General features: G+C 70.1%; 13 protein-coding genes. 2 read left to right on the top strand and 11 right to left on the bottom strand.

The annotated features are described in order from the left end of the window. Positions 1-97: 97 nt before the first annotated feature. From LX15_RS09670 to LX15_RS09710, 9 genes are all read right to left on the bottom strand, one after another. A complete protein-coding gene (locus tag LX15_RS09670) occupies positions 98-1,099 on the bottom strand; it encodes an ABC transporter ATP-binding protein (RefSeq protein ID WP_253669179.1) in 1,002 nt (333 codons plus the stop codon). Further along, complete coding sequence (locus LX15_RS09675) at positions 1,096-2,109, bottom strand: ABC transporter ATP-binding protein (RefSeq protein ID WP_253669234.1); 1,014 nt, start codon at positions 2,107-2,109, stop codon at positions 1,096-1,098. The genes LX15_RS09670 and LX15_RS09675 overlap by 4 nt, the downstream gene beginning before the upstream one ends. Positions 2,110-2,143: 34 nt before the next feature. Further along, positions 2,144-3,019, bottom strand: a complete 876-nt coding sequence (locus LX15_RS09680) for an ABC transporter permease (RefSeq protein WP_253669180.1) — start codon at positions 3,017-3,019, stop codon at positions 2,144-2,146. After that, on the bottom strand, positions 3,012-3,938 hold the full coding sequence (locus LX15_RS09685) for an ABC transporter permease (RefSeq protein ID WP_253669181.1): 927 nt from the start codon (positions 3,936-3,938) through the stop codon (positions 3,012-3,014). The genes LX15_RS09680 and LX15_RS09685 overlap by 8 nt, the downstream gene beginning before the upstream one ends. A 21-nt stretch (positions 3,939-3,959) precedes the next feature. Next, positions 3,960-5,552, bottom strand: coding sequence for a peptide ABC transporter substrate-binding protein (locus LX15_RS09690; protein ID WP_253669182.1), 1,593 nt, complete (start codon positions 5,550-5,552; stop codon positions 3,960-3,962). A gap of 220 nt (positions 5,553-5,772) precedes the next feature. Then, positions 5,773-6,954 (bottom strand): Gfo/Idh/MocA family protein, encoded by a 1,182-nt coding sequence (locus tag LX15_RS09695; protein WP_253669183.1) that lies wholly within the window; start codon positions 6,952-6,954, stop codon positions 5,773-5,775. A gap of 590 nt (positions 6,955-7,544) precedes the next feature. Beyond that, positions 7,545-8,345: a class I SAM-dependent methyltransferase gene (locus LX15_RS09700; protein WP_253669184.1), complete on the bottom strand. Its 801-nt coding sequence runs from the start codon at positions 8,343-8,345 to the stop codon at positions 7,545-7,547. Beyond that, positions 8,345-8,815 carry a GbsR/MarR family transcriptional regulator gene (locus LX15_RS09705; protein WP_253669185.1) on the bottom strand — a complete coding sequence of 157 codons (471 nt, stop codon included), beginning with the start codon at positions 8,813-8,815 and terminating at the stop codon, positions 8,345-8,347. Before LX15_RS09705 ends, LX15_RS09700 begins: the two co-directional genes overlap by 1 nt. Before the next feature lie 275 nt (positions 8,816-9,090). Beyond that, complete coding sequence (locus LX15_RS09710; protein WP_253669186.1) at positions 9,091-9,924, bottom strand: NAD(P)H-binding protein; 834 nt, start codon at positions 9,922-9,924, stop codon at positions 9,091-9,093. Positions 9,925-10,012: 88 nt separating this feature from the next. Between LX15_RS09710 and LX15_RS09715 the strand changes: the two genes are divergently transcribed. Together LX15_RS09715 and LX15_RS09720 are read left to right on the top strand one after the other, a co-directional pair. Further along, positions 10,013-11,002: an AraC family transcriptional regulator gene (locus tag LX15_RS09715; protein ID WP_253669187.1), complete on the top strand. Its 990-nt coding sequence runs from the start codon at positions 10,013-10,015 to the stop codon at positions 11,000-11,002. Positions 11,003-11,093: 91 nt separating this feature from the next. Further along, entirely contained in the window at positions 11,094-11,360 is a 267-nt protein-coding gene (locus LX15_RS09720; protein WP_253669188.1) for a hypothetical protein, read from the top strand. A gap of 299 nt (positions 11,361-11,659) precedes the next feature. On the opposite strand, the gene LX15_RS09725 is transcribed toward LX15_RS09720, so the two are convergent. Continuing rightward, positions 11,660-12,256 carry an NlpC/P60 family protein gene (locus LX15_RS09725; RefSeq protein WP_253669189.1) on the bottom strand — a complete coding sequence of 199 codons (597 nt, stop codon included), beginning with the start codon at positions 12,254-12,256 and terminating at the stop codon, positions 11,660-11,662. Between the two features lie 120 nt (positions 12,257-12,376). After that, the gene (locus LX15_RS09730) at positions 12,377-13,126 is read right to left on the bottom strand and encodes an ABC transporter permease (protein WP_253669190.1); all 750 of its coding nucleotides are present in this window, start codon (positions 13,124-13,126) and stop codon (positions 12,377-12,379) included. Positions 13,127-13,130 lie beyond the last annotated feature (4 nt).

Genomic DNA, 13,130 nt, shown 5'->3' on the forward strand with positions numbered 1-13,130 from the left:
GGGGCACCTCGGAGAGGTACCCCACCCGCTGTTGTGGCCCTGTTGTGGCCCTGTTGTGGCGCTGTTGTGGCCCGGATATGGGGACCCGGCTCTGCGCCTACCGGTGAGGGTTGGCGGTGGCGACCTCGTCGGCGAACAGACAGCGGGCGGTGTGGCCGTCGCCGAGGTCGAAGGGCGGCGGCACCTGCTGCGCGCACTCGGGCCGCGCCATCCAGCACCGGGTGTGGAAGGAACAGCCGCTCGGCGGGTTGATCGGCGACGGCGGGTCGCCCTCCAACAGGATGCGGCCGACGGCCGGGCGGTCGAAGTCCGGGCGGGGCGCCGCCGAGAGCAGCGCGCGGGTGTAGGGGTGCGACGGTCGGTCGTAGACCGCGTCGCAGGGACCCTCCTCGACGATCCGACCCAGGTACATGGTGATCACGCGGTCGGAGAAGTGCCGCACCACGTCCAGGTCGTGCGCGATGAACACGATGGTCAGCCCGAGTTCCCGCCGCAGCTCGGTGAGCAGGTTGATCACCTGCGCCCTGACCGAGACGTCGAGCGCCGACACCGGCTCGTCGCAGACCAGGATCTCCGGGTTGAGCGCGATCCCCCTGGCGATGCCGATCCGCTGCCGCTGCCCGCCGGAGAACTCGTGCGGGTAGCGGTCGAGGTGGTCGGGGTCGAGCCCGACCATGTCCAGCAGCTCCCGCACCCGGTCCCGAATCCGGTGCTTGGGCACGAGATCCCGGTGGATGCGGAAGGGCTCGCCGACGATGTTGGCCACCGTCTTGCGCGGGTCCAGCGAGGCGTACGGGTCCTGGAACAGCAACTGGATGTTGCGCCGCATGGTGTTCCAGTCGGCGCCGCGCACCGCGTTGATGTCCTTGCCCCGGTAACGGATCTCGCCCGAGGTCGGCTTTTCCAGCGCGACCAGCAGCTTGGCCAATGTGGACTTCCCGCAGCCCGACTCGCCGACCACGCCGAGGGCCTCACCCCGGTACAGCGTCAGGTCGATCCCGTCCACGGCGCGCACGACGTCCTTCTGCCACGGCCGCCCCGGTCGCCGCTTCTGGTAGTGCCTGGTGACGTCGCGCACCTCCAGCACGGCCTCGCTCATCGTTCGCCCACCTTCGTCCAGAAGTGACACGCGCTCTCCCGACCGTCCTTGACCGGCAGGAGCGGGGGCTCGTCGGTCCGGCACCGGGGCTGGGCCAACGGGCACCGCGGATGGAACTGGCACCCGCCGGGCCGGGCGGTCAGGCTGGGCGGCATGCCGGGAATGGCCGGCAACGCGCTGCCCCTGGGCAGATCGCGCGGGATCGAGGCCACGAGCCCGTGGCTGTAGGGGTGCACCGGGTCGAGGAACAGGTCCCTGACGCGGCTGCGCTCCACGATCCGCCCGGCATACATCACCACCGCGTTGGTGGCCACCTGCGCGGCCACCCCGAGGTCGTGGGTGATCAGGATCAGGCCCATGTCGCGTTCCCGCTGCTGCTCGGCGAGCAGGTCGAGGATCTGGGCCTGCACCGTGACGTCCAGCGCCGTGGTCGGCTCGTCCGCGATGACCACCTTGGGGTCCAGCGCCAACGCCATCGCGATCACGATGCGCTGCCGCATGCCCCCGGAGAACTGGTGCGGGTAGTCGTGCGCCCTGCTGGCGGCGGCCGGGATGCGCACCCTGTCCATCATCTCGACCGCGCGCCGCCACGCCTCGCTCCGGCCCATCCCCCGGTGGATGCGGTACAGCTCGGCGATCTGCCGGGCCACCGGCTGCACCGGGTTCAACGCGGACAGCGAGTCCTGGAACACCAACGCGATCTCGGAGCCGCGCGCGGCCCTCCGCTGCGCGGCCGGCAGGGTGAGCAGGTCCCTGCCCTCCAGCAGCACCGAGCCGCCCACGATCTCGGCCGGTGGGCTGTCCAGGATGCCCATGATCGCCTGGGCGGTGACGCTCTTGCCGGAGCCGGACTCGCCCAGCACGGCCAGGGTCTCCCCCGCCGCGACCGAGAAGCTGACGCCGTCCACCGCGTGCACCCTGCCGGCCCGCGTGTGGAAGTCCACCCGCAGGTCGGTCACCTCCAGCAGCGCCGACGACGACGGAGGAGAAGCAGGAGAAGCGGTGTCCACTGTGGACTTGGCACGGTTCGCGAGGTTCACCGGGTCACCGCTCCTTCGGGTCGAGCGCGTCGCGGAGGCTGTCGCCGAGCACGACGAAGGCCAGCACCGCCAACGACAGGAAGATCGACGGGAAGATCACCAGGTGCGGGTGGGCCTGCCACTGGGAGTGCGCCGCCGAGAGCTGGAGGCCCCAGGAGATCGCCGGCGGCTGGAGCCCGACGCCGAGGAAGGTCAGCGCCGCCTCCGCGGCGATCACCGCGCCGACCTCCAGCGTCTTCAGCACGATCAGCGGCGTCAGCGAGTTCGGCATGACGTGGCTGAGCAGCACCCGCGTGTGCCCCGACCCGAGCACGCGCGCGGCCTGCACGTACTCCAGGTTGCGCACCTTGAGCACCGAGCCGCGCATGTACCGCATCCCGCCCGGCCAGCCGAGCACGATCAGCACCAGCGACACCGACAGCACGTCGCGCTGCGGGAACATGTTCAGGACCACGATCGCGGCCACGATGAACGGCAACCCGAACATGATGTCGGCCGTCCGGGAGACCACCCCGTCGACCAGGCCGCCGAAGTAGCCGGCGAGCCCGCCGAACACCGCCGCCAGCACGAAGGTCGCCACCGTCACCAGCAGACCGATGCTGATCGACGACCGGGTGCCGTAGATGATGTTCGCCAGGTAGTCGCAGCCCTGGAGGTCGTAGCCGAAGGGGTGGCCGGACGAGGGCCCCACCCCGCTGAAGGCCAACGAGCACGCCCTCGGGTCCACGCTGGTGAACAGCCCGGGGAACGCCGCCATCGCCAGGTACAGCAGGGTGATCAGGGCCGAGACCACGAACAGGGGCTTGCGCAGCAGACCGCGCAGGCCGTCGCGCCGCCGCGCCGGGGCGGCCGCCGGGGTAGCCAGAACCGTCTCAGACACGCCGCACCCTCGGGTCGATCAGGCCGTAGCAGAGGTCGACGACCAGGTTCACCAGCAGGTACACCAGGATGATGAAGGTGGCGACGCCGACCACCACCGAACCCTCCTGGGTCTGGATCGCCTGCACCATCAGACCGCCCACTCCGGGCAGGTTGAACACGGACTCCACGATCACCGCGCCGCCGAGCAGGGTGGCCAGGCTCAGACCGAGGTAGGTCACGACCGGGATCATCGAGTTGCGCATCGCGTGCCCCCACACCACGCGCGCCGGCGCGGCGCCCTTGGCCCGTGCGGTCCGGATGAAGTCCGACCGCAGCACCTCCACCAGGCTGGACCGGGTGAGGCGGGCCAGCGGGGCCGCCGTCTCCAGCGCGATCACCAGCGCCGGCAGCAGGAAGCTCATGGGCCAGCCGTCGGCGATGCCCGCGATCGGGAACAACTGGAGGTTGACCCCGAACACGAGCTGCGCGATGAAGGCGAACACGAACCCGGGCAGGGCGATGAACAACACCGTGAAGCCCAGCGCCAGGTGGTCACCGAGCCGGCCGCGGCGCAGCGCCCCGTAGACGCCGACGCCGATGCCGATCACGATCTTCATGACCCAGGCGGTCAACGCGAGGTTGAACGTGACGGGCCATCGCTCCGCGATCAGCTCGCTGACCGGCCGGCCGTGGAAGTCGGTGCCCAGGTCGCCGTGCGCCAGGCCGGTCATGTAGTACCAGTACTGCGTCCACAGCGACTCGTCGAGGTGGTACTGCTGGCGCAGCGCGGCGACGGTCGAGGGACTCAGCGGCCGGTTCCCGGCCATCGCGGCGATCGGGTCGCCCGGCAGGGCGTGCACCAGCGCGAAGATCAGGAAGGTGACCCCGATCAGCACCGGCACCATCGCCGCGAGCCGGCGCAGGACGTAACCCAGCATGCGTCTGTCCCGCCGTCCCCGTCACTTGCCCTGACAGGTCAGGGCCGACCTGTAGTACTGCACGTCGCCGTAGACGTTGCCCACCTTCACGCACTCGCTGTGCGCCACGAACGCCTTGGGGAAGAACAGCGGCACCGAGGGCATGTCGGCCAGCAGGGCGTCCTCCGCCTGGCCCCACAGCCTCGCGGCGGTGGCCTTGTCCTGCGCGGACAGCGCCTGGCGCATCAGCTCGTTGGCGGCGGGGTTGTCGTAGCGGGTGTACTCGTTGCCGTCGCCGCCCTGCCGGAACATCGACAGGAACTGGTCGGCGCTCGGGTAGGCCAGGCCCCACAGGTTGATCACGGGACCGGTCAGGGCGTTGCTCTGGTACGCCGACTGCAACTCCGGGCCACGCACCGGCTTGAGCTGGACCTCCACCCCGAGGTCCTGGCGCACCGAGTTCGCCACGGCCTGCGCCACCTGCTCCAGGTACTGGGTGGACGCGCCCACGGAGTACCAGAGCACGACGGGCTTGCGGAACCCGCCGGCCTGCGCGGCCAGCTCCTTGGCCTTGGCGACGTCGCGGACGCAGGCGGCGCAGGACTTGTCGCGGTAGCCGTTGGCCACGTTGCTCAGCATGGAGTAGGCCGGGGCCGCGCCGCCCTGGAGGAGCGCGTTGGCCAGGCCCTCACGGTCGATCACCATCGACAGCGCCTGCCGCAGCCTCGGGTCCCGGAGCTCCTCGACGTACTGCGGGACGAGCATCTGCACGATGAGGGTCTGCTGCTCGACCTCGGTGGTGCGCTTGTCGCCCAGCGACTGCCTGGCGTCCTTGATGAGGTTGGTGGGCAGGTTGCGCAGCACGTCGAGCTGGCCGGCCTGCACGTCGCGGTAGGCGGTGTCCGGCGACTGGTACACCTTGAACACGATCTGCTTGGCGTCGGGCTTCTGGCCGGGGTAGTCCTCCCAGCGCTCCACGACGACCTGCTGGTTGTGGTCCCACTTCACGAACTTGTACGGACCGTTGCCGACCGGGGCGTTGTCGTAGGCCTTCGGGTCGGCCAGTCCGCTCTTGGGCATCGGGCAGGTGCCCAGTGTGGACAGGACCATCGGGAAGTCCGCGTTGGGCGTCTTCAGGGTCACCTGGAGCGTGTGGTCGTCCACGACCTTCACGCCGCTAAGCTCCTTGACGGCCGGCGTCCCGGTCGTGTTCATCTCGTCGTAGCCGGCGACCGGGCTGAAGGTCGTGTTGCCGAGCCAGCCGTTGGGGCCGTAGGCGGTGGCGTTCCACGCGTCGGCGAAGGAGTGGGCGGTGACGTCCTCGCCGTTGTGGAACTTCCGCCCCTCCCTGATCTTGATCGTGTAGTGCTGGGCGTCCGGGCTGTCCACACTGGTCGCCGCGCGCATCTCCACCGCGCCGGTGGACGGGTTCAGGCCGGTCAGCGGTTCGCACAGCGCCATGGCGACCTGGCTGCCGGTGTTCTGCTGGGGCGCGAGGTGCGTGGGGTCGGCCCCGTTGTCCACCCGCAGCACACCCGAGCTGCCACCGGTCTGGGTGTTCATGGAGCACGCCGCGGTGCCGACCAGCAGACCGACGGCCGCGCCCACCGCCGCCATGCGCTTCCTGTATGTCATCTCGTTCTCCTCGTGCGAACGAATCCCCTGCCGCGGTCCGCTTCCCACGCCCCAGCCGCCGGGTGGGGCGTGCGCCGCGAGCGGGATCCGGGCCAGCACAGCCAACTTCCGCTCAGTCGTGCCCAGGTATGGCACAGGAGCCGGGCTTCCCGCGGTGCGCGGGCCGGCCCGGCGTCCGGTGCGTCGATGCGGTGTCCGAAGTGGACACCCGGTGGACGGTTCAGCCCCTGCGCTGACCACCGTCGAAGTAGGACACCAGGTCCGCGTCCAGCACGGGGACGTCGACCGGGGCGCCGCCCGACCGCAGCGACTCGGTGGCCGCGCAGCCGGTGGCCACGGCCTCCCTGGCCGCGACCGGGGAGGTCAGGGTGCGGCCGCCGTCCCTGACGAACCGCAGGAACTCGGCCACGATGCGGGGGTCGGCCCCGCCGTGGCCGCCCTGGGCCTCGCCCACCGCCACGGTCCGGTCGGCCTGCGCCGCGTAGCCGCGGTGCCGGCGGTTCCACACCTCGACCCGCGCGCCGGTGCCGTCGCCGAAGTTCTCCAGCCGGCCCTCCGTCCCGATGACGGTGTAGTTCCGCCAGTAGTCGGGCGTGTAGTGGCACTGCTGGTAGGTGGCGAAGACGCCGTTGTCCAGCGCCATGGTGACCATGCTCAGGTCCTCGACGTCGATCACCGGGTTCAGTCCGGTCTGCGCCGTCGGCGGCCAGTTGCGCTCGTAGCGGTCCCAGTCGTGGCCGTCGAGGTAGCCCGACCCGTCGTGCCGGTCGGAGATCCCACCATAGACGGTGAGCCCGCCCATGGCGTTGACCCGCCGCGTGTACCCGCCGGCCAGCCAGTGGATCACGTCGATGTCGTGCGCGCCCTTCTGGAGCAGCAGGCCGGTGCTCCTGCTGCGCTCGGCGTGCCAGTCCTTGAAGTAGAAGTCGCCGCCGTGGCCGACGAAGTGCCGACACCACACGGCCTTGACCTCACCGATCTCCCCGGCCACGACCAGCTCGCGCATGGTCTGGATGACGGGCATGTGCCGCATGTTGTGCCCGACGTAGAGCTTGGCCCCGCTAGCGTGGGCCTCGGCGAGGATGCGGTCACCGCCCTCGGTCGTGATCGCCAGCGGCTTCTCCAGGTACACCGCGACACCCGCGCGGAGCGCGGCGAGCGCGTGCTCCTCGTGGAGGTGGTCGGGGCTGAGCACGAACACGGCGTCGAGGTCGGCCGCCAGGAGCTCGTCGAGGGTGGTGGCGAGGACGGTGTCGGCGCCGTACCGCTCCGCGGCGGCGGCCAGCCGCTCCCGCCTCGGGTCGCACACCGCGACGACCGCCGAGCCCGCGCCCGGCTGGTGGGCGTGGTCGACGAGCGACGCCCGCAGTCCGTAGCCGATGATCCCGATCCGCAGGTCCACCTTGCCGCCGCCTCCCCAATATGAGCGCTGATGCTTCAAACCGCCGCGTTGTGCGCAGATTCAAGCATCTGCCGTCGCCCAGGGGAAGAGTTGATCCTGAGCCGAGATCCGGGACGGGCAGCGTGGCTACCAGCGGCGAACGCCGCCCTCCCGCTCGCCTCCCGGCCGGCTCCACCGCCTGTCACCTGCGCGGACTCTGCTCGTTCGCGCAGTCGTCGACCGTGCCGGCACACGGGAGGGAGGCGCTTCGGAATGGATTCCGGGACGTGCGAACTGGTTCGCGGAAGGTCACGACCAGGCTCAGGTTCGGTCACGGAGGCGTCCCACGCGTGCACGCGCGGCGTTCACAACGCGCGACGCGACCAGAAGCGACGAAGCCCGGAGACGGGGCGAGCACGGCTCGCCGAGCGCGTCTCCGGGCGGGCGTCAGGGACTTCCGCTCGTTGTCGAGGAGTTACTGGACGTGCACGACAAGTAGGCAACGCACGGGAAGAGGCATCTCCGGTAGCCCCGGTGTCATCGCATCTTTGGTGCCCTGTCGGACGACCGTTCGTTCAGAGACGAGCGTTCGTTCAGAGACGAGCGTTCGCTCAGAACTCGAAGCGGAACACCCGCATCCAGTCACGCATCCCCGGGAGACGACCCAACAACCCGTGCGCGATGCGATAGGACCGCACCGGGATCCTCGGGAACTGCCGTAGGACGGACACCGCCTCGCGGTACCGCAGCCGCGGGTTCCAGCGCTCGACCTCGCGGCCGTCCCCGATCGCCGACTGGAACGACGGGTAGCCCCTCGGCGCCACCTTCGTCATCCTGACCCACGCCGGGGACGCCGCGTCGAACACCACCTCGCCGGACGGGAAGCGGTCGGTGATCCGCCGGAGCAGCCGGCGGACCTCCTCCTCGGGCAGGTACATGAGCAGGCCCTCGGCGATGACCAGGACGGGCCGGTCCGTGGGCACCTGGTCCCACCACTCCGACTCCGTGACCGACGCGGCGATGGTGCGGTACCGCTCGGACTCCGGGAAGAGCCGCCGGTGCAGCTCGATCACGTCCGCGTGGTCCACGTCGAACCACCGCACCTGCTCGGGGACGTCGAGCCGGAGGGCCCGGCTGTCCAGCCCGCAGCCGAGTTGGAGCACGGTCGCGTCCGGGTGGCGGCGGAGGAAGTCGCGGGACCACTCGTCGAGCTGCCGGGCGCGCAACGCCACCACATACCGGCTGCCCGCCGCGAACCTCAGCTTCCGGAAGTCGTAGTCGATCCGGGACAGCAGCTCGTCGGCCCACCTGTCCCCCAGGACCGAGTCCTTCGTGCGACTCTCGGTCGCCCGCAGGTACAGGGTCACGAGCATCGTGGACTGCACGCCGGTGAAGTCGACCTTCTCCGTCATCACTGGCTCCCCTTGGTGGTCCGGAACTCCGCCCAGCGGCGCACGAACTCGCTGCCGGCCTCCCGCTGGGTGAACTCACAGAAGTCGCGGAACTCGGCCAGCCGCTCACGCGGCCCCGCCCGGTCCTCGTCGACGACCGACAGCCCGAACGCGGCCACCTCGGCGCCGGCGCCCACCCGCGTGAAGTGGAGCCGGACGAGCCGGGACAGGCCGCCGGGCACGATCCGGTAGTGGTGCTCGCGGCCGGCGACCGGGACCCGCTCGACCAGGCCGCCCTCGCTCATCGGCCGGATGGTGGTGCTGACCGACGCCTTGCTCACCGAGAGCGTCCTCGCCAACGCGGTCAGGGACTGGTCGGGCGGGTCGCAGATCATCAGCCAGCCGTAGATCCGCCCCATCGTCCTGGGGGCGCCCAGCGACTCGAAGAACAACCCGACGCGGTCGACGAACTCGGCCTCGCCGTCGCTCATCATGATCGACTCCCGGAGGACGACCGTTCAGTGGGTTCTGAACGAACGGTACGCCCCTGTCGACACCGGTCACACCGCCGAGAGGTCTCAGTCGAGGCCACCTGTTCGGCGGCGACCCATTCGGCGCACACCCCCCTTGAGCAGCGCAAACGGGAGGAACCCGCCGTGCGGCGCTGGTTCGCGCGCACGGCGGGTCCTTTCCCCCCGCAACTCCGGGCGGTCACCAGTACGTCACTGGCGCACCCGGAGCAGGCCTTGTGTGGTTGTTCGGGGCCTCACGACCACGCGCCGGTGGCGGCGACCCGGGCGACGTAGGCCTCGAAGGTCGCCGGCTCCCGCCCGAGAACGCTCCGCACGCCGTCGACGGGCTCGGAGGTGACGCCGGTCTGGTGCAGGGCGAACATCGCGCACAGCGCGGTGGCCCCCGCCTCCGGCACGCCTGCGGCCAGCAGCTCCGCGCGGTACTCCGGCAACGTCAGCGACTCGAACCGGATCACCCGCCCGGTCGCCGCGGCGACCTGGTCGACGACCTCGCCGAAGGTCAGGCCCCTCGGTCCGGACAGCTCGTAGGTCCGCCCGGCGTGCCCGTCGGCGGTCAGCAGGGTCGCCGCGACCTCGGCCACGTCCTCGACGTCCACGAACGGCTCGGGGACCTCACCGATCGGCAGGGCGAGCCGGCCCTCCCGCAACGGCGCGTGCCACAGGTCCTCGTCGAAGTTCTGGTCGAAGTTGTTGGGCCGGATGATCGTCCACTCCACGCCCGAGGCGCGGACCGCCCGCTCGGCCTCGATCATGCCCTCGCCGAACCCCGGCCCGATGTGGTCGATCCCGCGCCCGGACAGGACGACGAACCTGCCGACGCCCGCCGTCACGGCCTCGTCCACGAAGTCGCGCACGGGAGCGGGGTCGTCCGGTGCGACCAGGTAGACGGCGGAGACGCCGTTCAGGGCGGCCGACCAGGAGGCCCGGTCGGCCCAGTCGAAGCGCACCTCCCCGGAGCGGGAGGCCGCCCGCACCGTCTCGCCCGCCGCGCGCAGTCGCCGCACCACGCGGCGCCCGGTCTTGCCCGTCGCGCCCAGGACGAGGAATTCGTGTCCACGTGTCGTCACGACCCGAGTCAACCCACCACGGGACCATTCCTCCATGTGCCAGCGTCCGGCGTCCATCACCGATCGTCCGGGGACATAGGCTGGTGGCATGGAGCCGTTCGACGATCTCCTGCGGGGTCTGCGCGCCGAGGGCGCCCTCTTCGGCCGGTCCGTGCTGTCTCCCCCGTGGGCGCTGCGGTTCGTCGACGGGGCGTCACTGACGCTGTGCGTTCCGTTGCGGGGACAGGGATGGATCGTGCGGGACGACGGCACGCCGCCCCGACTGGTCCAGGAGGGCGAGGCGGCGATCGTGCGCGGCCCCGAGCCCTTCGTGTTCGCCGACGAGCCCCGCTCGGCGACGCGGCGGGAGCTGTGCCGCGACGTCCACAGTGGAGGAATGGACCCCAGGGTGGCCGGTGAGGAACTGGGCAGCCCGACGATCTTCATGGTGGGCGCGTACCAGGTACGGCGCGAGAGGCCGCGCCGGTTGCTGCGCGTACTCCCGCCCGTCGTGGTCGTGCCGGACGAGCAGGACTGCTCCGCGATGCGGGCCTACCTGGAGGCGCAACTCACCAACGGTCGCCCCGGCCGGCAGATCGTGCTGGACCGACTGTTGGACTGGCTGCTGGTGTGCACGTTGCGGGACTGGTTCGACTCGGCGGACGCGGAGCCGCCCACGTGGTACCGGGCGTTGGGCGACGACGTCGTGGGTCCGGCGCTGCGCGCCATGCACGCCGCTCCCGACCGGCCGTGGTCGCTGGCGGACCTGGCCGCCGAGGCGGCGGTCTCCCGCACGACGCTGGCGAAGCGGTTCACCGAGCTGGTCGGCGAGCCCCCGCTGACCTACCTGACCGAGTGGCGGATGACGCTGGCCGCCGACCTGCTGGCCGAGTCCACCGCCACCGTCGGTGAGGTCGCCCGCCGCGTGGGCTACGCGGACGCCTTCAGCTTCAGCGCCGCGTTCAAGCGCGTGCGGGGACTGAGCCCGAGCGAGTACCGGGCCGGTTCCCGCTTCGCCGAGGCGGACGCCGCACGGCGGAACGGCACGTCCCCCCAGAGCGAAGCCGACGCGGGACGCCCCCTCTGCAAGGCCACCTGACCACGCGCCTTGCCGGCATGGGCACACCCGAGCTGCCCCAACTGTCCGGCGGCAGGTTGGCTGAGCCTTGCTCAGCCATACGATGGGGATCATGGCTCGGGTCAAGATCCATCCCATTCAACAGACATTCACTCTTTCGGGTGACAACGTGAAAGTCAAGCAGACCTGTGACTTCTGCGGGGCCGAGGAGCGGTGGACCTCCCCCGTTCAGCCCGCCATCACGGGCACGGCCCTGAGGCGGACTGTTCACCTCGTTCATCTTGTGAAGCACCACCGTCAGGAAGTCCAAGCCACCTTCTCGGCGAAGGAACGCGCCAACGAGATCTGGGTGGACGCGGATGGGGAAGTAGAACGATGAGTTCGACCGGGACTTGGACCACTGATCGCAGGGTGACGACACCGTGGAGAACACATTCGACACCGATGACTCGTCGAACTGACCGCTTACCTACCTGTTGAGTGGGGGGCGGGAAGACTCGAACGTCTCCCGCCCCAACTCCCTTCACCTTCACGCGGAACAACATCGTCCACAGTGGATTTTGCGAGGATTCCTCTCCCGCAAGCGTTGTCCTCAGTGGACAGAGAAAGGCACACGCGCCGGAGGACCCGCCCGCCGGAGGGCTGGCGGGCGGGTCCTCGCGTGGCGTCACGAGACCGTCACTTGATCTTGTCGTACTTCCTCGGCGTGTAGCCGTTGTTCTTCAGCCAGGAGACGGAGACCTTCTCGTGGTCCATGTCCGTCTTCGTGCTGCCCTGCTCGTAGATCCACATCACGGTCTTCTTGCTGTCGGCCCACTTCTCGAACAGCTTGACGTGACCGTTGGACAGCACGATGTCGCCCGGCTTCAGGTCGCCCCAGCCGATCTTCTTGGACACCTCGTCCAGCGTGTACGTGGTGCGGCTGGTCTTCAGCTTCCACGCCATGGAGACGTAGCCGGAGCAGTCCGTCCGGTACTTCTTGCCCTTGTTGATGTCCCAGGCGGAGGCGTTCTGGTTGTACGGGACCTTCCTGTCCCACCAGTCCTTGGCCCGCTTCATGACCTCGTTCCTGGTGATGGTGCCGCCGTAGCTGGCGTCGGCGGCCGTGATGTCCTCCGGCTCCTGGACGCCCTCCGGCGACTCGTCCACCACCGAGGGGTTGGGGGCGGCGGCTTCCGCCGGCGCGGCGGTCGCCGTTCCCGTCAGGCCCGACAGCAACCCCAGAACCAGTGCCGACGCCGGCAGCACCGCCGTCACGACCTTGCGAGTGCCCATCGTGGATCTCCTTCCGAACGCCGAGCTGGTGCTCGGCACACCGGGGAATCCTGAGCGGGCAGGCCTAAGCGACGGTAAAGATCGTTTTAACCACCGGGGACCGCCGGTCGGCGGCGCGGCTCAGACCCCGCGTCGCATCGCCCTGGTGCCCAGCCACAGCCCCACCACCGCGATCGCCAGGGCGGCGACCCCGCCGTACAGCACCGAGATCTCCCCGAACCTGCCCGCGAACAAGGCCCGCTCGGCGTCGACGATGTGCGAGACGGGGTTGAAGGCGGCGATGACCCGGAGCCACGCCGGGCCGTACTCGACCGGCAGCATCATGCCCGACAACAACATCAGCGGGTACAGCACCATCTGGGTCAGGGTCCAGAACAACTGGCCGCTGGGCTGCGACCTGATCGCGAGCAGGAAGGACAGGGCGCCCAGCCCTGTCCCGAACACCACCAGCACCACCAGCCCGGCCAACGCGCCCGCGAGGTGCGGCCGGAACCCCAGCGGCACCGCGAGAACGATGATCAGCACCGCCTGCGCCAGCAGGATCACGAACTCCTTGAGGGTGCGGCCGACCAGCATCGCGGTGCGGTTCAACGGCGTGACCAGCATCCGCTCCATCGAGCCGCCCAACAGCTCGACCAGCAGCGAGTAGCCCGCCATCATCGGACCGCTCAGGCACATCATCACCAGGATGCCGGGGACGAACCACTGCCACGCCGGGCCTCCGTCGCCCAGGCCGGGCGTCCCGGACAGGATCGACCCGAAGAGGAAGAGGAACAGCAACGGCTGACCCATGGCGAAGATGAGGCTGAGCGGCTCACGCAGGACCGGCGCGAACTCGCGCGAGAACACCGTGCGGACGTCGCGGAACATGGAC

Origin of the sequence: Streptoalloteichus tenebrarius (assembly GCF_024171885.1) — a bacterium.
Classification (GTDB): domain Bacteria; phylum Actinomycetota; class Actinomycetes; order Mycobacteriales; family Pseudonocardiaceae; genus Streptoalloteichus; species Streptoalloteichus tenebrarius.

Bases quoted from the DNA above. Each gene is read 5' to 3' on its own strand.
- LX15_RS09690 (WP_253669182.1), bottom strand. From the start codon at position 5,552: ATGACATACAGGAAGCGCATGGCGGCGGTGGGCGCGGCCGTCGGTCTG.
- LX15_RS09705 (WP_253669185.1), bottom strand. From the start codon at position 8,815: ATGAGCGACGGCGAGGCCGAGTTCGTCGACCGCGTCGGGTTGTTCTTC.
- LX15_RS09730 (WP_253669190.1), bottom strand. From the start codon at position 13,126: ATGTTCCGCGACGTCCGCACGGTGTTCTCGCGCGAGTTCGCGCCGGTC.
- LX15_RS09700 (WP_253669184.1), bottom strand. From the start codon at position 8,345: ATGACGGAGAAGGTCGACTTCACCGGCGTGCAGTCCACGATGCTCGTG.
- LX15_RS09670 (WP_253669179.1), bottom strand. From the start codon at position 1,099: ATGAGCGAGGCCGTGCTGGAGGTGCGCGACGTCACCAGGCACTACCAG.
- LX15_RS09715 (WP_253669187.1), top strand. From the start codon at position 10,013: ATGGAGCCGTTCGACGATCTCCTGCGGGGTCTGCGCGCCGAGGGCGCC.
- LX15_RS09685 (WP_253669181.1), bottom strand. From the start codon at position 3,938: ATGCTGGGTTACGTCCTGCGCCGGCTCGCGGCGATGGTGCCGGTGCTG.
- LX15_RS09725 (WP_253669189.1), bottom strand. From the start codon at position 12,256: ATGGGCACTCGCAAGGTCGTGACGGCGGTGCTGCCGGCGTCGGCACTG.
- LX15_RS09720 (WP_253669188.1), top strand. From the start codon at position 11,094: ATGGCTCGGGTCAAGATCCATCCCATTCAACAGACATTCACTCTTTCG.